The following is a 17,640-nucleotide window of genomic DNA, read 5'->3' as shown; positions in this document are numbered from 1 at the left end:
TCTCGTAGGCGGGCGTATCGGGGTTTCTGGCGCCGACCTCAACCAGGCTGCCGCACGCAATTTTTTTCCCATCACAAACGCATGTCATCCACGCTCCCCATCTGGGTCGGGCAGTGGCACGTCTGTGGCTTGCTACCGCGCCGCAATCAAGACCGTGCTTTCCGGCGACCAACACAGCACGACATCCTGACCTTCCGTCAGCCTGCCAGCACCGGTGTTCTGCACAATCACCTTGAGCGTCTGGTCAGCACGCTCGACAAAGTAGGTGCTGCTATTCCGGCGAAGATGCGCTTTTGACACCTTCCCTCGCAGCACATTCGCATTGGACGCATCCGGTGCCTCGGCATCAGTGAAGATGCGGATGCGTTCGGGTCGCACAGCGCAGCTTGCCTTGGCGCCTGCGGCAAGCTTGGTACCCGGGCCGACGGCAATCGGCCGCCGGACAGCTGGTGCGGCCGGCGGCCGCCGAGCCTGCTGAGCTGCACCAGGTCGAGTGCGCGCTGCACCTCGCTGGCAATCACCGCCTTGGGCTCGCCGCGCACTGACAAGCCGAAGGCGACATTGTCGGAGACGCTCATATTGGGAAACAGCGCGTCTTCTGGAACACCATGCCAATGCGCCGCTTCTCCACCGGTACCCGCTCAACACTTTCGCCGCCTATGGAGATGCGACCAGAGTCGGGAAAGTCGAAGCCTGCGATCTGGCGCAGCAGCGTGGTCGATCGAGACATCGTCCAGCGCCTTGTGCGCGCCAAAACTGCGCGACACATTCGATACCTGTACGCCCGCCATTGGGCTGCAATGGATGCCGCTTCGCGCCGCATGGCGGCCATTCCCGACTTGACCGCCGACCAAAGCGGACATCGCCGAGCCCGCGATTGCGCCAAAGGCGGTCGTCGACGCTCAGAAATCGGCTTCTTCGAAATATTTGGCCTTCAGCCATGTGTTCGACGATCCGCTCCTGTAGCGGCTGTCGGCGCGTTTCGAAATGATGCTCTCGAGCCCCGTCTTCTCGATGGCCCGGAAGATCGCTAGCGCACTGCGCTCGAAATGCTCGCTGTACTGGATCTTGCCGAGGCCGTGCTCAACCAGTCGCCACAGCACCTGCTTGCGCTGCAGCAGGGGCAAAGAGGCTAGATTGCGACCGTCGAGATGGAGGATGTCGAACGCGACGAACACCAGGCGGCTGGGTTCGTTCCAGATCACGGCTTCCAGGGCAGGGCAATCGGGAGCGCGTTGGTCGCCTGGCACAATGACCTCGCCGTCGATAATGGCAGCCCAGCATGGAAGCTCGACAGCCAGCGCGATGGGCCAGTATTTCGTGGTCCAGTCACTGCCGTTCTTGCTGAAAAGACGCACGCCGCCTTTATCGATGATGATCTGGGTTCGGTAACCGTCAAGATTGACCTCGTGAACCCATCCCCGGTCTTCGGGCGGCTGCTCTACCCAAGTCGGGATCTGTGGCGGAATGAACTCCAGCCGGCCACCGTTGACCTCGGCACGCTTACTCAATGACGTCACCTTTGACTGCGCAGCGGCGACTGATCGGCACAGGCGGCCCGACATCCCCCCAACCTGGACGCCTGCCGCCTGTGCCAGCCCCCGCCAAGCATTTGCGAGCATCTGCCCACGAAGCCGAATTGTCGTTAGCTTCGCATCCAGATACTTATCCTGGCGTACATATCTCGCTCGCCGCAGCGCCCTTGCACCACGCGGTCGTTTGGCATTTCGGACGACCTTGGTCAGTCCATCAAAAGCACCACAGCGGGATGCAGCTTCTTCAGATTCGGCAATGATTTCGATTGCCAGGGTATGTCGGGCGTTCCACGCACAACAAGTCGAACAGCGGGATGCTTGCGCACCTCGATGGTAAATTTCGCCAGCAAGTTGATGCCGGAAGAGTTGAGAAATTGAAGGTCCTTCAGATTGAGCGTAATGGAAGCGGGATTCGAGGCAAGAACACTGGTCGCCAACGCCGTGATAGGCGCCCCGGCGTCGGAACTGGCAAGTCGCATTGCACCGTCGAAGAAAATTTCGCTTCCTTCAGTCCACACACGGTAGTCGTCTGTCTTGATTTCCATAGCCTGGCTTCGTTTCATCTAGTTGTGAATTTGCGAGATCGGAATGGAGGCATATGTCTCCACGCAAATCCGATCGCTTTCGTCGGCGGCGCTGAATATCCAAGCCAGGCGTGCGCCGTAGTCGCTCATCAACGTCAGCAATCCAAGTCCGGAGCCTGCCATGTCGGGGTTGTTGGCATTCTCTTCAATTCGCTGTATCAGCAGGTCCATGGGGTCGCCAACCGTGAGATCCGCCAGGAGACTTTGGAACTTAGAGGCATCTTCACCATCGACCTCATTCGACACTTTGAGCTTGAAGCACTCCGAATCCATCGACGCCTCGATCAAGATCTCACCTGGTGCGCGAAACTTGACGGCATTTTCGATGAGTTCGTTGACCAGATATCCGATACTGTGCCGCACTTCTATGTAGTCATTGCGGGACGACCGGAAGCGCAACGCGAAAAGATCGGCGATGAAGTCCGCGGTCGTGGCACAATGACGCCAACTCAAGTCGAGAGGTCCGTCAAAGAGCCGCACGCGACTGGCGCTCTCCTTCATCCCGATTGCAATGTCAGGGGTACCGAACAGCGTTGGCATGGCTATTTATGCCTTATGATCACGAGGGTGATGTCGTCGTGGATCTTCTGGATCCCGATATGGGCCATCAGATCGTCGATGATCCCGGTTTTGATGTCCTCGGCGCTGCTGCCGTGACGTTTTTGTGCGCTCTGGCAGAGGCGCTCGAACCCGAACAATTCTCTGTCTTGGTCTTCGGCCTCCGTCACACCGTCTGTGTGCAGCACGATCACGTCGCCGCTCCCGAACAGGATGTCACGCGTGGCAATGAACTTCGAGATGTCATTCTCCAAGCCAACCGGCAAACCCAGATCAATCGTATCGATACGTTCAACTTCCCCATCCGCACGCACGACAAGAACGTCCTCATGCTGGCCGGATAGCGTTACCCGCTCATCTTCGAAGTCAAGAAAGGCCAACGAGAGATGCTTGCCGGTGTTCGTCCGCTCTATGTTCTTGTAGATTGCCCTGTTCAATCGATCCAGAAACTGGTGCGGGTTCCCCTCGTTGGTCTCCTGCAGCGCACGTGCAACGGATTGGACCATCAGCATCAGCACGCCGCTCTCGAGACCATGACCGGTCACGTCGCCGATGCCGATCTTGACCCGTGGCCCGTTCTGCAGGACGTCGTAATAGTCGCCGCCGACCTCGTCGGCCGGCCGCATGTAGGCTGCGATCTCCAGCCCCGGAATCGCTTCTAGTTCGAATTGTTTCGGCAGGACCATCATCTGGATCTGTCTGGCGACCGCGAGTTCGGCACCAAGGCGAACGTTCTCGTCCTGCAGCTTTTCATTGAGTGCGGAAATCTCCTGATTTGCGTCCCCAAGTTCCCTGGTTCGTTCGTCGACGAGTTGCTCGAGGTTTTCCGTGTGAAAGCTGATCTGCTCAGCCATGCGGTTGAAAGCGATCCCTGCCGCTCCAACTTCGTCGCGCGTTGGGATGCTCACGCGGACTGAATAGTCTTTGGACTGGAGCCGCTGGGCGGCGCTGGCAAGCGCCCTGAGGCCCGCGGTGATCCGCTTCGAAATTCCAAGCACGGCGGCAAAAACAATCAGAAGCGAAACTACGATCGCGGCGATCTGAAAGAGCAGGATACGGTTGGTTGCGCGGGAAATACTCTTCTGCGCGGCGAACAGGGACGCATAGATCTCTCGTTCGGGAACGACGATCCCGACCGACATCATTTCGGACTTGATCGGTCCCGAACTCCACAGATTGGTCGGCTTCAATCTTTTGAGGACAACAATGTAGGGTACGCGTTCGCCCTTGTCGCCGAGCATGACATGCTGAATGACACCGTCATTGTTCTGGTCGAGAGGCAGCGACGCGATAGCCGGCTGCGTACTTCCCCGCAGGGACCTCTCCAGGCCGGTGACGCCCTGGGTGCCCGCATCGCTCGATGAAGTCAGGCCGATGATTGCCTGGCCTGACGGATTGATCGCCACCACGTTGCCAGTCGACATTGTGAGAAAGCCGAACCCGGTCTCAGCGATCTTCACACGTTCGACGACTTCCGCGAGTTGATCGAGAGTAATGTCTGCTCCCGCTGTACCAGCGATACCGGTGCGATCGCGCGTCCACAGCGGGTGGAAAAAGCTGACGATTAGCTTTCCCGTGATCGCATCGGTGTAAGGCGCTGTCTGGGTGATATCGTCAGGGACCGGACGCGAGGCTGGATCCTTGGCCCATTGCTGCCATGACCCATAGATTCCCGGAAAGAAAAACTCCCAGAACTCCGCCTTGTTGTGGCCTGGATAGAGCCGGTCGAAGGTCTGTGCCTGGTCCGTATACGGTACGGTCCTGAAGATCGGCCGTTCCTTTGGACCAATATAGTACATTTGCAGTTTGGACGACCCGCTGGACATGAGCGTCGGCGCAACGAGGTCCAACACGGTGCTGTCTTCTATTTCCCGCTGAACGCTTGGCATTGGACTGTGGTCGGCGTCCAGCAGGTAGCCCCAGACGCTGACCACGGAAGGCGCTCCCGGCAGGTTCTGTGCCCAATCGCCCTGTGCGTCGTAGACGACCCTCACGGAGCCGGGCACCTCCTTCGAAAGCGTGGCCCCGACCTGTTGTTGCCTGCTTGGATCGTCGATCTGGGCCTGCAGCACGCCCGCCAGCGCCTTGACGTCCCCATGGACTCGATCGAGCAGCAGGTCGACGCTTAACGCTGTCGATTCGGCATAGGAACGAATGTATTCTTGGTTTGCGGTCGTCAGGCCCTCACCGACTTCGGATGTGGCGTCGCGCGACAGTTTTTGAACATTCCAAAGCGCCAGGCCACCGCTCAAAAGGAGGTCGAACAGCACGGCGCCGCCAACGACCAATACGAATTTCGCTCGAAAGGAGCGCAGGCCGAATCGCGGTGTAGGCTCATCGTCGGCTTTCATTGCGGCCGTCGCCCCGATGCGACCCAGATCGGCCAACCCGTATAACCCTTGGGGTGGAGCGCAGCGAAAATGTGGTCCTGGAAGCCCTGCCGGAATCGTGCGACGAACTCCGGTCTATCGCCGCGTCTGGTCGCCATCTCGCCCGCATAGACGTCCGCCCAGGCCGCAATGACGTCGGCGAAGTCCTGCGGATCCCCGTCCAGGTTAGTGACCATGAAGGTCTCCATACGGATGTCTTCGAATCCGGCTTCGATCAGGTATCGCCGGCTCTTGGGTCCAAGCTCGACGTCCATCTCGAAATGCCCGAACAGCTTCGCCACCTCGTTGTAGGTCCAACGAATGCTTTCGGCGCGCGGCTCGCCCAGGCAATGCGAATTCTTCTCGTTGGTGATATAGACCCGACCGCCCGGCTTGCAGATGCGGTAGAGCTCCTTGAGAATGAGTTCAGGTCGATTGAAGATTTGAAGGGAATGTCGGCAGGTGACCAAGTCGAACTGCGCTTCGTCGAGCAGCATCTCCGACGCATCGCCATAGGTATATTCGATGCCCCGGATGTCGAACTCCCGCATCACTCGTCGAGCATAGTTCAGGCTTGATATGGAGTGGTCGAGGGCGACGATCCGCGACGGCTGGAACTCCTTCTGCGCGAGCACGGCGAAATCACCGATCCCGCAACAGATGTCGGCCATGACGATCCCGGACCTCATGCCGTGTCGCGGCAAGATTGCGCGCTCGTGGCGCCAGGTCAACTTTGTCTGAGTGCGCAGGATGGGTACGAACCCGCCTTCCTCAAGGAAACCCTGCCCCGGATAGAATTCGGTGTCATACTCCTCGACCGTGATGTTCGGTTCGATTGCGCTCAGGCGACCGAATTTTCGCGAGGTCCATCCGACGACGCTTGACGTGATGACCACGAATTTGAGATCGGGTCGAGCGCGACAAGCGTCGATGATGATCCTCGAAAAGCTGTGAAACGCAGCGTTGTTCATCTGCGTCAGGCGCCTGACATTGACGTAGAGAACGCCGCGCACATGGCCGATCGCATCGCGGAGCAATGCTATGCTCGGCCCAAGCTCATCGATCGCCTGAGGCCGGACCACTCCCGAAATGGAGAACTCCTGGTTATTGGCGTCGTATTGCGCCTTGAAGCGCGGGAGAAGGTCGTAAGGGCTCAATGTTGCAAGCCCTCAAGCGGAAGGTCCACGACAAGCTTGATTGCATCGCCCTCGGCGTCCTCGATCCAGAGTGTCGCGTTGTAGTCAACAGCCAATTCCAGGAGTACGACCTCGCGGCTCGGCGCGAGATCCCCAGACACCGAATTGAGATACCGCTCTCTGGCCTCCATTCCTACGAACTGCGACACGGCTTCTTCGTAGAATTGGCGCTCCTCTGGCACGCAAGGAAATGTTAACTCGATCCTATCTGTCGCGCCATGGCGAGACACCCTGCACGCCAGTTCGCCGTCGGCATGGCGAGTACGAAAGGCGACTTCCAGCAATTCGTTGAAGGCAGAGGAAAAGAGATTTGAATGGTGGACCGAGTCTGACCTGTTCTGACTGATCATCCGGGCCACGTATGTCGAGACATAATCGCAATGCTTCCAAGCGGAGACAAAAGCTTTGATTTCCATGTCGATCTGGATCATCGGCTCAAAGGTCGGCTCTCCAGCCAGGTCATGATGAACAGGTCCCATCGGCATCCTCACTTGTTCCATCAGTATTGAGCTCTCGCGGGGTGATGGCCTCCGCGATGAAAAATTTCTCCGCGCCCGTAATGAGTCAGTCTCGCACCGACTTGAAGAACTGCGCGGTATCTGCCTCGATCGTTCTACAAATCTCCGCCTCACCGTTAACGAAGGGCGCAAGGCGCTAGAGCGCTTGTTTTGATTCCTCCATCGCGCGTACCACCCTCAGCGGGGACCGCCTGATGAAACCGCTGATCGCCTCGGCTCCAAGCGGCTTTCCCAGGAAGTTGCCTTGCAGGCAATCGCAATTCTCCTTGATCAGCCACCGTGCCTGTGCCGGGGTCTCGACCCCCTCGGCAGTGACATTTATCCCGAGGCCGTGCGCCAGATTCATGATCGATCGCACGATCGTTTGGCTTTTGAGATCGGTCTCCAAGTCCGCAATAAAGTACTGATCTATCTTCAACGTATCGAAGGGAAAATTTTTAAGGTAGCTCAACGAAGAATAGTATGTTCCAAAATCGTCTAGCGATATTCGTATTCCCAAGACATTCAGCGTATTCAATGTGTCTATATTGTCAATCGTCTTCTCAAGTAGGACCCTCTCGGTTATCTCAAGTTCAAGTCTGTCGGCTTCAATCCCAACTGCGTCGAGGACCTGAGCGACGGTGTCCGTCAGCGAACCGCTGAGGAACTGAGCCGGCGACAGGTTCACTGCGACTGTCAGCGAGGAAGGCCACGTCAACGCCTGGCGACAGGCTTCCTCGATCACCCATCGTCCAATCTCGTCCATCAGACCGTCGGCTTCGGCGATCGGTATGAACACGTTGGGTGGAATGATTCCGACCTCGGGGTGCCGCCACCGCAGCAGCGCTTCGAAACCCGTCACTGACGAGGGAGGCCGAATGAGCGGCTGATACTCCAGATAAAGCTCGCCGCGCTCCAGCGCGGTTCGAAGGCTGCGCCTGAGATTCTCGCGTTGCTCGAGCAAGAGCAGCATCGAACGGTTGAATGTTCGAGCGCAGCCGCGTCCATCTGTCTTGGCCGCGTAAAGAGCAATGTCAGCGGCTTTCATCAACTGTTCGCCATCGGTCCCGTGCTCCGGCCCGAAAGCAATTCCGATACTCGAGCCGACGAACACGGGAATGCCGTTGATGACGAACGGGTCCTTGAACGCGTCGACTAGAGATCCGGCGAGGCGTTCAGCCTCTGCTGGCTGCTCCTTTCCCAATTGGATGACAGCGAACTCATCGCCGGCATACCGGTATGCGGATTCGCCGTCCTGCAGCGCATCGCGGATACGACCCGCCGCGAGTTGAAGAAGAGTGTCGCCTGCTCCATGGCCGAGCGTGTCGTTGACCGCTTTGAAATCGTCAAGGTCGATTTGCAGAAGGGCGGCTTTCGGCTTTGATCCGCCGAGGGCCGCGATTGCCTGCTGCAGCCGCTCGCCGAATCGCCGCCGATTCTGCAGTCCGGTCAGCACGTCGTGCGTCGCCTGATGGAGTAGAACTACATGCTCTTGTTCCTCCGCTGCGCTCCGCCCGCCGTCCTCTCTTGATTCGATGATTCCCGCACCGTTTGCCGTGGTGAACACAAAAACGGACCGTTGCGCTCCGCCCGATGATCGCGGCAAGTCGATGCTTGCCGGAGAGGCACCTTGGAACACACGAAGAAATTCGTCGCGATAGCTCGTATCGAGAAAGCTCGGGTAGATCTCCCAGACGGCGGCGCCCGGCGCTACCGCGCCTCCGTACAAGCCTTTGAGCCTGGCCGCGTAGTGCGTCAGGCGAAAGTCACGGTCATAGAACGACAAAAGTTCGGTCGTGTTCGCCAAAAGGTCTGCGAGAACGCCTTCGCCGACACTTGGAGCATCGCTCGATGAAGGCCCCTCACTCTCCGTGCCGACGCCTGAAGCCTCTGAGGGCAAGAACCACCTCCATAGGCGGTGCAGACTCGCGCCCCCCAGTCTAAAAGTAGCATAACTGTCGAGCTTGGCAAACTTTCAAATCGCAGTCTTAATAAGAGCCGCCCGCAGCCTAGTTCCATGTATTCTCCGCCGTGACTGGCGGCAAATTATCGATAACGATGAACCGTCACAGTTCGTTAACAAACCGTGAATTGGCGAGAATCAGCTGTGTGATTGATGCGCAGTAGGCGCGACACGAAGATATTGTGGTCCATGAGGCGGCGTGACCTTCGCCGCCCCGGGCACCTGAGTCAGCCCAATCAGCTTCGCGATCCTGTAGTCAGTTTCCGAGCGCCTTGAGCCAACCTTCAAAGGTAGAGGCCTCCTTGTCTCCGGCATGCGAAACAGAGTGTGCGGGGCGCGGCAATACCACAGTACTGCGGCCTTCGCGGGGGCTGTAACCGAATTCCTTGCTGAATGCTCGGCTGAAATTAGCCGCTGAACTAAACCCAAAGGCCTCAGCAATTTCAACAATGCGCCGCCTGTCCGCTGGATCGCTAAGCGCAACATGGGCTGCCATAAGTCGGCGACTTTGTATGTAATGGAGAACGCCACCGCTCGGTTCGAACACCTGATAGAGACGAGAGCGCGATACGCCGAGCGCCCGGCCCATTGAATCCGGTGTGAGATGAGCTGCATCCAAATTGTTTTGGACGTATCGACGCGCTCGCTCCATTAGGGCGACACTTCTCAATTGTTCGGCGGCCGCAGCCTGTTCGGCCGGAGGCCCGAGGCAGGCAATGATCATGCTGCGTGTTACGTGCACAATGCGGGGTAGATCGTCAGCGGTGAGACTGCGCAGCCTTGCTTCGATGCTGTTGACGTAGTCGACCAAGAGGTTGGCAAAGTTACCGGACAGAATTGAATTGTTCTTTGCATCGAGGGTTGACGCCGCATCAGAGAACAAATCACGCGGCAGATAGAGAACGAGACTTTCCGAGTCAGTTACCCTCCCGCGAAACGGATAGCCAAGTGATCTGATCTCCAACTTGCCCGGCTGGTTTTCCGCAACGCGGCGATCGATCTCCGTCCACGACCGGCCGGTACGAGGCAAGACGATATACCAGTGATCGATCGAACTGGATCGGAGCTTCGCGGCGGAACGCATGAAGCTATGTGCCGGCGCGCGCTGTTGAATCATCAGCATGCCACCGAGATTCCAAGCCGTGTGGTCGGCGGGAAAGCCATCGTTCAACGATTTGTCATCCGGCAACCTGACCTCGACAAGCGGCGCCATATGCGCTTGCCAAGCGGCGAACTGATCCTCTGGCGCCAGTTCCAGCGTCGAAAAGGGCAGAGGTTCGAACGCCGGCGCGGGCGATGGAGCGTCCTCATTGTGGGGTTGATCTTCGCGTGGCCAACGACGCCGATCACGGTCCCGCGGCTGCCCCGCACGGACCTCGTCTTGCCTCTTAGTGTCCATCGCGTGGTGCCATATCCGAATCGGGTATGCCCATGCCCGTCTCAATCATGTGGTGTACTTCGGGCATCTGGCAAGACTGGTGAACTCGAGTCGAGTGAAACGGCGATCACGCTGGATTACGGCAAGAAATGCATTGCGAGATAAGTTTCTGGATGCGACGCCAACGACACTCTTCAACCTGGTGCGTATAGAATCGGGCATCGTGGAATATCAGTTGAGGAGACCACCAAAATGGCCACTAGGCTCAACAGCGAAGCTCGTCGCAGGATAATTCTGGATGGATACGGTAACAACGAGCCGTTGAAAAACATTGCGGCAAAGGTCGGATGCTCACTGGCGAGTTTGAAAGTCACCGCCAGCAAACTCGGTTGCACTCGAACTCCGAAAGAGGCAGCCGAATTTCGGCGCGGATTTCACGTCCCGGAAAACAAGCGGCAGGATTACTATAGACTTATGATTACCGGACAATATAAAGCCCGTGAGTGTGCGCTTATGCTAGGACTAATAACGGAGCAGTCAGGAACCAAGTAAATTGATTCCTATGCACTGCGGATGACGTTGTCACTTAAACAGCCATCGCTTCAGCGGTTCATCAACAAAAGCCCGCCGCAAGCACGGTAGCGGGCCCTGAAAGGTTCGCACAGATGCTGCGTCGGCATTTCAATCGCACCTGCCTCAGCCCTCATGACCTGGCTATTTGCGAACGCGTGTTCGATCAGGTCTGCGCGGATGAGCATCTCGACCCTTTGGACCAGGCGGCCGAAATCTTGACAGTAATGGTTGTGGCCATTTTTCGAAATGCTCACACCAGCGAGCGCGAACTGCTTGAGGCGGTCAAGTCTCGTCGGCAAAAGGCTGCGGGAAGGCGCGTCGCATGAATCCGTTCAGTCGCGACGCGCTGTTGCCAAGGCACCGGACTTGAAATTCGCTACCAGCCATCCCTAGCCATCCCGCCGCGTACCCGCAAAGCCTTATCCCTCAACGGTTTCGAAGCTTGCTTGCGCTGTTCGTGACGCCTCGCCCCGTTCGATACCGTAGCGTTGCGTTGCAAAAAGCGTAGCAACTCGTTCCTCGGTTGTTCTGGCTCGCGCTCTCACTCATTTCCTGCGACAAGGTCTATCTAAATAGGCGTGAATTACAAGGGCAGTTGCGTGAGCGAGCAGAACAGAATCGGTTCAAGGCAGAAAGCGTTCTGCGCATCGTGCAAAGGCGAGCGGAATTGTGAAATCAAAGGTCACCACCGCGTAACTGGCAGCGAAGGGAACTACGATGGTGGAAGGATTGGTATCTGCTCGTCTGCTGCGGCTGTGATCATGTCTTTGCCCAGTCGGAGTTCACCGATTCCGAGTCGCACTATCCTGTTGGATATGACAGCGCTGGAAACGTCGAGTATGAGCACGACATTCTAGTTACACGACATTCTAGTTAAGAGCTGGCCGGCTAAATTTAAGCGCGACCGCCTGGTTAGACAGGCTGAATAGCTACATTGAGCATGACAAATCAGCCGATCTAGAAGCTTGCCTGTTTCAGATTTATAAAGCTCTTGACCACGATCTGAATATCCTCGCAGCAATCGGGATCCGCTCTGCCTTCGATGTGGCATCGGAAGTTCTTGGCATCGATCCAGAGCAGGCATTTGAAGCCAAGCTCAAAACTATGGAGGACTCGGGCCTGATACCCCGTCACAACGCGACAATTTCGAGGTGCTGATAAATGCCGGCAATGCTTCCGCCCATCGTGGCTGGAACCCTTCGTTCAAGGATCTCGATCCTCTCATTGGCAGCTTGGAACACTTCATCACCGACAAATTTGTTACGCCTCAATTGCGGAAGAAGTCTGCTGACGGCGTAGCGGAGGTCCGATCTAAAGTGCCTCAGCGCTTGAAAAAGAAGAAGGACGCAGCGTTGTCGGCGCCCCAGGGCGGGCAAAAATGACCGGGCGAGCGCCTGGGAATTGTGCAAGGGTTTCACATGAGGCGAAACCGAGAAGACTCCGCAAGGAAGGTGCGTCAACACTTTACGCCACGATTGCTGGCTGCCCGTCGTCACGGCGCATATACGACGTTCGGTTAGCCGCCGATCGCGTTCCTATCCACGACAATCGCGTGGTGATACATTCGCTCGATTTGGCGAATGTTTTTGTCGTCAAACTCACCGGGAAACCGGGGAGGTGATCATGAGAATTATTACCACTCTAGCATGTGTCGCGTTGCTTGCAGGTTGCGCAACGGCGGGCCCCCCAGGGCCCCAAGGGCCTGTCGGTCCACAAGGTCTGCCCGGCAAGCAGGGACCTAAAGGTGCAATGGGGGCTGAGGGTCCAGCGGGGAAGGACGGCGTCAGCGGTTGGGAAATCACCCGCTATGCAAGTGCGAGTGATACAAGCCCAGACAAATCCGCACAGGCTTGGTGTCCCAAGCCAAAAGTCGTGATAGGTGGCGGTGCCAGCGCGTCAAATTCAAATGCTCTAATTTCTAGGAGCTTGCCGGTTACTTCCCCAGCTCCGGGGTGGGTAGCACAAGCGCATGTAGCCACTACGCTCCCAACGGCTTGGACGCTGACAGCATATGCCATTTGCGCGCTTGTCAAATAGGCCGGGCCGGTGAACTTTGCGTTGTCGCGCCTCTGAAGGTGAAAACCTATCGCGAGTTGCCTACCCGTGAGCGCGACAGGCGCGTCCCGGTGCTTAGGATGGGATCAATCTACCTGATCTGGTGGTCGAGCAAGCAACACACCCACGACAATTAGCTGGCTTTCTAGCTAGCAGCGATGTCTACCCCCTGAGGGAGAAGCGCTTTCTAGGGAGGAAGCATGCGAGGCAAGCGTCGCACCGTTATGGTGGCGGGGGTTCTTGGGTCGTTCTTTGGGTTTTTTCTGTTGATGCTAGTCCTGCAGACCGTAGGCAGATTGCTTACTATGCTGCCCCCTGAGGTTGAGCTTTTCGGGAAATTGACATCCGCCGTCCGCGATACGGCTTGGCTGACTCGGTGGTGCTCGTAACGCTCGTTGAGCGGGGCGTGGTGGCCGTGGTGGTCATGGGGATCTCCCATATTTATGGTCAGTTTTGAGATAAAAGAGCTGTACGAAGTTCTGATAATCTTGCCGTTTCGTGGGAGGGCTGTGTGGTGTCGGAAACAGGTGAGCAGGAATACTATCGGCAGCTTGGCGGCATGAAGAAATCTTAAGAAATGCATTCCGAGATAAGTTTCTGGATGCGAAGCTAACGACAATCTTCAATTTGGTTCGTATAGAATCGCGTATTGTGGAAGCGTGGATTGAGGAATCCACTTGCTTCGGGCTGGTGAAACTTTGGGCAGGGGTAGAAAATGACTCTGATCGATAGACACACTGAAGCTGCAGCCGGCAACCGATACATTGTGATGAGGACCAAGTATGACCGTGAGGCGCATACGAAGGGGCCCTCTTATGCCTATTCAGATCGTGCATCAGATCGACTGGGCGCAGGGGTCGGGGAGCCAAGAGCACGCAGCCTGGAATCCATAACCGGCATGCTTGATCGCATCGGCTGCGGCTATCTCGTGCTGAACCGCGAGAGGAAAGTGGTCGAATGGAACGCCGCCGCTCAAACCACGCTGGAGCGCCAGGGCGAAGTGGCCGATACGGCCAGCGGGCTTTCGGTGGCCTTGAGGCGGCTGATCGCGAATGTTCCGGCCCATTTCCTGCCGGGCTCACTATCGTGGGTAGTGATCCGCAGCAGCGGCGACAGGCCGGTGATATTGGATGAGGACGGGTTTATCGCTCCTGACGGAACGAGCATTGTGGCGTTGCTGGACCGCGAGAACAGGTCGGGGCCAAATCCTCAGACACTGCAAAAGATGTTTGGCTTGACGAGCGCGGAAACGCACCTCGCGTTGCGTTTGGCTCAGGGCGATGCGCCTTTGGAAATTGCCCGCAGTTGGCGCCTCAGCCGCACCACGATCCGCTCCCAGCTTGCCTCGCTGTTCGCCAAGACCGAAACGAAACGTCAGGCGGAACTGGTGGCTCTTCTTGGGCGCATTTCAGTCTTGCCATAAGGGCGTCGCTTGGATGCATCAAACAGCCAATCCCGAAACGCTTTTGACTTCATGGGGTTCGCGGTGTCCCCTAATAAGCGACAAGTTCCGCAAACCCCGGATGCCAGTTGGCTCCCCGGAGGGCGGGGAGATAGGGTACAGCCTATCTCCCGTTCGGGGCACCACTTTGGCCCGAAGTTGCAAGTTCTGCAACGAGCGGGTTTTTAGTCTACAGATTTTCGGCTTGATCAAGCTTGAGTTTTGCAGCGGTTGAATTATTCAAGCGCCGGGTGCGGCTTCGGCCGGTTCAAGTGGGTCGGTCACAGATCGCTTGTTCGCTCGACGGCTTTGCTCGGCACCGGCTGTGAGTACGGCACGATCATACCCGATTGTGCCCTTCGCCGCCCCAGCTACGATCAGCCCCTGAACTGTCCAGCCTTTTGTCACCCCCGGAACCGTTCGGTGGCCCAATGGATCTTGCCGTCGATCTTCATTGGCTTGTGGATCATCAGTCGTTTCGGCAGGTGCTCCGGGTGCACCTCTAGGAGCGTGATCTTCACCGTCGGCTTGCAGCGGCTGCAATCGAACTTCAGCTTTGGGGGATCGACGCCGCCGCCATACACCATCATCAGGTCAGCGGAGCGGAAGTAGCGGACATTGCCGCAGCTGCATTCTGCCTTCACAAGCATGTTGTGCCGGGTCGCCTTGCCCAGCGTGTCGATAGGATCGTGCGCCATGAGAACAGAAAAGGAACATTTTCCTTGATCGTCAAGACCGGGTGTGGAATCTTTTCGACCAATCTAAGCCGAGAAAGGACCAGATGAGCGACGAACTGGACCCGCATCCTTGGCCAGGCGGAGTTTGGTGTCCCCCATGTTTATCCACAGGCCCGCACCTAAGTCGATGGCGCATATTCGCCAAAGCGAAAAAACGTGGTTTAAGGCCTCAAGGGGTACTTCTGGGAGGGAGGCCATGCGTCGAAAAGAACGCACCTTTTTTTGGCGGGAGTTTTTGGGTCAGCCTTTAGATTTATCCTGCTGACGCTGATCCTGCAAATGGTCGGTTCCCTTGACTAGGTGCTTGACGGCCGCCGGAGTCGCACCAGAATCCGGGGATGGATGAAAACTACAAATATGGCGAGCGCAGCGGCCTGCAGCTCGTGCGCATGGCGATCGAGCTGACCTGTCCGGCCGGCGTGCTGCCAAGCGAGGAACCGGTGAACGTGCTCTACGGCCCCCGCCCCGTGCACGAGGGCGAGGCTCTGGCCAAGGCCATAATCGAAACAGTCGAACGGCTGACCCGGTAGGATTATTTCTCATCCCAAAAATCTTGCAACGATGCGTGTCGTAAGTCCTCCTCGCCCCTGAGGTGCTTCACGCGGGCTTTGATCCCCGGCTTGACCCATTGCGTCGCTGGCCGCTTCATGCCCTTGGGCGGTGGCCCCGCATGTTCCTGGGCCCGTTTCCATAGCCGCTCGCGGATCGCTCGGCTCGAATTGATGAAAGCAGGTCCGACATATTTGCGCGTGCCGATCTCACCCATCAGGGCGAAGGCTGGCTTGCCCGCCTCGCGCTCGACGCCGAGCAGTTCATATTCCTCAACGGTGTAGCACTTCACTTTCAGCCAGTTGATCGACCGCCCGCTGCGATACTTACTGCGACGGCGCTTGGAGACCATCCCCTCCAGACCGGCCTTATCAAGTAGATGAAAGATAGCTTTGGCCTCCCCCGGAAGAGCTTCACTGAATTGGATGCGACTTGCCGCAGGGATCAAGCCAACCAGCAGTTCGCGCCGATGTTCAAGGGGCACGTCGCGTAGGTCATGACCGTTGAGGTGCAGGAGATCGAAGGCGACGAAATAGAGGTCATGTTGGCGACGGGTAATCGCCTTCCGCAAAGCAGCGTAATCGGCGAGACCAGCTTCATTCGGAACGATGATTTCCCCATCTATGATGGCGCTGTCGACAACAAGTCCTTTGGCCGTCTCGACCAGGTCGGGATACTTCGCCGTCCAGTCCATTCCGTTGCGCGTGAAGATTCGCGTGCCCGCTTCGTCGATGATGACCTGCGAGCGGTAGCCGTCGAACTTGACCTCGTGGATCCAGTCGCCTCCTTCTGGAGGCTTATCCACCAAGGTCGGCATCAACGGCTCTACAAACGGCAAAGGCATGAACGGCACTCACGAGACCGCCATTCAATCCTTCTGGTTATATTAGGTTCCAGAAATATACGCTGTGGGCAACAATCCGCATCCACTGACGTTGCGGTGCCGTCGAGCTTGACCTCGTGAATCCAGTGTTCGCCCTCGGGCGGCTTTGAAACCAGCTTGGGCTGCATCGGCGGAATGAACTCGAGGCGGCCCTTGCACTCACTGGTTTACGCACGGAATCAGTCTAGGCCCGATCGCACTGGCGCCTAGGGGAACGTACCATGATCATTTTATTAAATTAGCAATGATGCATGAACGGGCGTATTATCCGGCCCAGCTGGGGCGAACGCTCTCAGCCGGTAGGTAGGCCCAGCGGCCAATCGTCCCCCAAATGCCGTCGGGCTATCCCAACAGGTTATGATGGGTGACGACGTGAGACGGGATAAGCACAATCCGCCAACTATGAAGGGCAAAATCCACGGGTCGCCGGACAACGACGAACCGGGGCATTTGGAGTTCTGTCCAATGTGCGGGCAGACATTCGACAAGCGAAACCTTGTCGAAGTGCTGCATCATCACCTTCCCGAGCATGAGCCGTTCGCGATGGATAGGTGACGGACGTAGAAGCCGCCCCGGTTTTCCCGCCGCACGTGCCAGGACGGAATTCGAACTGAACCGCATAGCGCGCCGGGGGGGCACGCGAGCCACTCATCCCCCGCTCAGAAATTTCTACCAAACATTCCCGAGGAACAAGTCCGGCTCCTCGCTGGTTCGTTGTATGTAGCATGCAGGCTCGGCCAATGGTTGAGGTCGACAAAAGGAAGCAGAAGGTTATCGCCGGCCTTATACGACGGTGGATCACGTCAGAAGCCATCCGCGACTACCTTCGCAAGGCGCTAAATCTTCCCCTAGAAGAGGGGCTGCCGGATGAGCATAGGTCTTTGCTTGATGAAATCGATCAGGCCGACAACGAGTGAGTACGTGTTGGCCGTGAACTGCCCACGATGTTTGGTTAAAAACGTACGTGGCCAGACTCATCGTCCCCATCGGCTTATAGTTATTCTTCCGAAAGGGGAGGCTTCCATGCTACCATTACCCCACGCCGTCGATCCAAAGGTAGTTGCTGAGATCAATAGTCTGCTAGCCCATCACGCCGGGGCGGTGCCGGTCCCCGTTCACAAACTCGCGGCGGTTGTCCGGCTGCGCCTTAAAAGCCATCTTTCCATCGCGACTATCGAGGAGCTGATCGTGGACGAAGCCGAGTGTCGCCATCTGCCCATGCTGTTCGAACTGCCGGGAACGGAAGCGGCTGTAGTTTCATCCGCTCTGGGTCGTGCGACTTGAAGCCTAGGCGATTTGGCATTGGGCTCGGCTAGAGGGAG

Annotated in this window: 16 protein-coding genes and 1 pseudogene; 6 read left to right on the top strand and 11 right to left on the bottom strand. The window is 57.4% G+C overall.

Annotated elements, in window-relative coordinates:
• Nucleotides 1-132 precede the first annotated feature (132 nt).
• From NKH23_RS18720 to NKH23_RS18680, 9 genes and pseudogenes are all read right to left on the bottom strand, one after another.
• Nucleotides 133-791 (bottom strand): annotated as a pseudogene (locus tag NKH23_RS18720) (TOBE domain-containing protein).
• Between the two features lie 111 nt (nt 792-902).
• Nucleotides 903-1,565, bottom strand: coding sequence for an ATP-dependent DNA ligase (locus NKH23_RS18715; RefSeq protein ID WP_352716646.1), 663 nt, complete (start codon nt 1,563-1,565; stop codon nt 903-905).
• Between the two features lie 176 nt (nt 1,566-1,741).
• Entirely contained in the window at nt 1,742-2,080 is a 339-nt protein-coding gene (locus NKH23_RS18710) for a slr1659 superfamily regulator (protein ID WP_352912389.1), read from the bottom strand.
• Nucleotides 2,081-2,098: 18 nt separating this feature from the next.
• Nucleotides 2,099-2,659, bottom strand: a complete 561-nt coding sequence (locus NKH23_RS18705; protein ID WP_352716648.1) for a slr1658 superfamily regulator — start codon at nt 2,657-2,659, stop codon at nt 2,099-2,101.
• A 2-nt stretch (nt 2,660-2,661) separates the two neighbouring features.
• Entirely contained in the window at nt 2,662-5,028 is a 2,367-nt protein-coding gene (locus NKH23_RS18700) for a SpoIIE family protein phosphatase (protein ID WP_352716649.1), read from the bottom strand.
• Nucleotides 5,025-6,203, bottom strand: a complete 1,179-nt coding sequence (locus tag NKH23_RS18695; RefSeq protein WP_353035146.1) for a methyltransferase domain-containing protein — start codon at nt 6,201-6,203, stop codon at nt 5,025-5,027. The genes NKH23_RS18700 and NKH23_RS18695 overlap by 4 nt, the downstream gene beginning before the upstream one ends.
• Complete coding sequence (locus tag NKH23_RS18690; protein ID WP_352716774.1) at nt 6,200-6,721, bottom strand: ubiquinone biosynthesis methyltransferase UbiE; 522 nt, start codon at nt 6,719-6,721, stop codon at nt 6,200-6,202. Before NKH23_RS18690 ends, NKH23_RS18695 begins: the two co-directional genes overlap by 4 nt.
• A 175-nt stretch (nt 6,722-6,896) precedes the next feature.
• Nucleotides 6,897-8,639, bottom strand: a complete 1,743-nt coding sequence (locus tag NKH23_RS18685; protein WP_352716652.1) for a putative bifunctional diguanylate cyclase/phosphodiesterase — start codon at nt 8,637-8,639, stop codon at nt 6,897-6,899.
• Between the two features lie 319 nt (nt 8,640-8,958).
• Nucleotides 8,959-10,101, bottom strand: a complete 1,143-nt coding sequence (locus tag NKH23_RS18680; RefSeq protein ID WP_353035144.1) for a helix-turn-helix domain-containing protein — start codon at nt 10,099-10,101, stop codon at nt 8,959-8,961.
• Between the two features lie 644 nt (nt 10,102-10,745).
• Here NKH23_RS18680 and NKH23_RS18675 point away from each other — a divergent pair.
• The 3 genes from NKH23_RS18675 (at nt 10,746) to NKH23_RS18660 (ending at nt 14,131) form a co-directional block, all read left to right on the top strand.
• On the top strand, nt 10,746-10,979 hold the full coding sequence (locus NKH23_RS18675) for a hypothetical protein (protein ID WP_352716655.1): 234 nt from the start codon (nt 10,746-10,748) through the stop codon (nt 10,977-10,979).
• Between the two features lie 825 nt (nt 10,980-11,804).
• Nucleotides 11,805-12,035, top strand: a complete 231-nt coding sequence (locus NKH23_RS18665) for a hypothetical protein (RefSeq protein ID WP_352716657.1) — start codon at nt 11,805-11,807, stop codon at nt 12,033-12,035.
• Nucleotides 12,036-13,606: 1,571 nt separating this feature from the next.
• Nucleotides 13,607-14,131 carry a helix-turn-helix transcriptional regulator gene (locus tag NKH23_RS18660; protein ID WP_352716659.1) on the top strand — a complete coding sequence of 175 codons (525 nt, stop codon included), beginning with the start codon at nt 13,607-13,609 and terminating at the stop codon, nt 14,129-14,131.
• A gap of 422 nt (nt 14,132-14,553) precedes the next feature.
• Here NKH23_RS18660 and NKH23_RS18655 read toward each other — a convergent pair whose 3' ends face one another.
• The gene (locus tag NKH23_RS18655; protein ID WP_352716661.1) at nt 14,554-14,847 is read right to left on the bottom strand and encodes a hypothetical protein; all 294 of its coding nucleotides are present in this window, start codon (nt 14,845-14,847) and stop codon (nt 14,554-14,556) included.
• A gap of 377 nt (nt 14,848-15,224) precedes the next feature.
• Here NKH23_RS18655 and NKH23_RS18650 point away from each other — a divergent pair, with 377 nt between their 5' ends.
• Entirely contained in the window at nt 15,225-15,416 is a 192-nt protein-coding gene (locus tag NKH23_RS18650) for a hypothetical protein (RefSeq protein ID WP_352716663.1), read from the top strand.
• A 2-nt stretch (nt 15,417-15,418) separates the two neighbouring features.
• On the opposite strand, the gene NKH23_RS18645 is transcribed toward NKH23_RS18650, so the two are convergent.
• On the bottom strand, nt 15,419-16,279 hold the full coding sequence (locus tag NKH23_RS18645; protein WP_352912384.1) for an ATP-dependent DNA ligase: 861 nt from the start codon (nt 16,277-16,279) through the stop codon (nt 15,419-15,421).
• Between the two features lie 779 nt (nt 16,280-17,058).
• Between NKH23_RS18645 and NKH23_RS18640 the strand changes: the two genes are divergently transcribed.
• Together NKH23_RS18640 and NKH23_RS18635 are read left to right on the top strand one after the other, a co-directional pair.
• Entirely contained in the window at nt 17,059-17,235 is a 177-nt protein-coding gene (locus NKH23_RS18640; protein WP_352716666.1) for a hypothetical protein, read from the top strand.
• A gap of 106 nt (nt 17,236-17,341) precedes the next feature.
• Nucleotides 17,342-17,602 (top strand): hypothetical protein, encoded by a 261-nt coding sequence (locus NKH23_RS18635; protein ID WP_352716668.1) that lies wholly within the window; start codon nt 17,342-17,344, stop codon nt 17,600-17,602.
• The last annotated feature ends 38 nt before the right edge of the window (nt 17,603-17,640 follow it).

Source organism: Mesorhizobium sp. M1328 (assembly GCF_040318075.1).
Classification (GTDB): Bacteria; Pseudomonadota; Alphaproteobacteria; order Rhizobiales; family Rhizobiaceae; genus Mesorhizobium.
Note: the sequence above shows the minus strand (reverse complement) of the source record. Positions and strands in the feature narration are given on the sequence as shown.